1 protein-coding gene is annotated in these 1,341 nt (G+C 62.1%); it reads left to right on the top strand.

Annotated elements, in window-relative coordinates; genetic code table 11:
- The first annotated feature begins 113 nt into the window (after positions 1-113).
- Complete coding sequence (locus tag NMG46_RS29510; RefSeq protein ID WP_302897328.1) at positions 114-1,268, top strand: ISNCY family transposase; 1,155 nt, start codon at positions 114-116, stop codon at positions 1,266-1,268.
- Positions 1,269-1,341 lie beyond the last annotated feature (73 nt).

The following is a 1,341-nucleotide window of genomic DNA, read 5'->3' on the forward strand; positions in this document are numbered from 1 at the left end:
GTGTCGTAAGCAGATGAGTTGTCCGGATTAGGTAGCACATGAGTTGTCCGGTTTTATCGCCAGCCAAAGGGAGGCTGGGGATGAGACGGACGGCATGGCTACAGGGCCGGAGAATGCAGAAGTTTCGAGACGTTTTGAGGCGCTGGACTGGCGGCGATCTTTCGATGATGGAGGCAGGCGAGTTGCTGGGCATGTCGGAGCGGCAATTTCGACGCTACCGCGACCGGTACGAAGAGGCTGGGGAGGATGGCTTACGCGACCGCCGGCTGGACAAGATTTCGACGCGTCGGGTGCCTGCGGAAGCGATTGAGGAGATGCTGGAGCTTTATCGTCATCGTTACCTGGGGTGGAATGTGAAGCATTTCCACGAGCACTTGATACGCGATCACGACTTCAGCTGGGGCTACACCTTCATCAAGACGCAGCTGCACGCGGCGGGCCTGGTGGAGCGAGCCAAGCGGCGCGGTGCTCACCGGCGCAAACGCGAAAGGAAGCCGTGTGAGGGGATGATGCTGCACCAGGATGGCAGCCGGCATGCCTGGCTGGAGGGTCAGCCGGTGCTCGATCTGATCGTGACGCTGGACGACGCCACGAGCACGATCTATTCGGCCTTCCTGATCGAGGAGGAAGGCACGGCGTCGAGCTTTCAGGGGCTTCTGGAGACTTTTGTCGCCAAGGGATTGCCGTCTAGCCTCTACAGCGATCGCGGCAGCCACTATTTCGTGACGCTCAAGGCCGGCGAGGCGGTCGACAAGAGCCGGCTGACCCAGGTCGGGCGAGCGCTGCGGCACCTGGGCATCGAGCATATCCCGGCCTATTCGCCTGAAGCCAGGGGGCGCTCCGAGCGGATGTTCTCGACCTTGCAGGATCGGCTGCCGAAAGAACTGGCGCTGGCCGGCATTGCCGATATCCAGGCCGCCAACCGCTTCATCGCGCAGACCTATCTGCCAGCTCACAATGCCCGCTTCGCCAAACCGCCCGCGGTCGAAGACAGCGCCTTTGTCGCCGCCGACCCACAGCAACTGGCCCAGATCCTGTGCATCGAGGAGGAGCGCGTCGTTGCCCGCGACAACACAGTCGCCTTCGCGCGCATGCGATTACAACTCCCGCACAGCCCGATCCGACATCACTTCGTCAAAGCCGCGGTCAAGGTCAGGCAATACCCCGATGGGACGCTCGCGGTCTTCCACGGGCCCCGCCGCATCGCCCGATACACGCCCGACGGCGCCACAATCCAAGAGACCTGCCGCACCGGGCAAGCCGCGTGAACCGCTTCGACGCAAAACTGAAGCGGACAAATGATGTGCTACCAAACCGGACAACTTGATTTGCTACCGACAG

The organism is Mesorhizobium sp. LMG 17147 (assembly GCF_024297145.1).
Classification (GTDB): domain Bacteria; phylum Pseudomonadota; class Alphaproteobacteria; order Rhizobiales; family Rhizobiaceae; genus Mesorhizobium.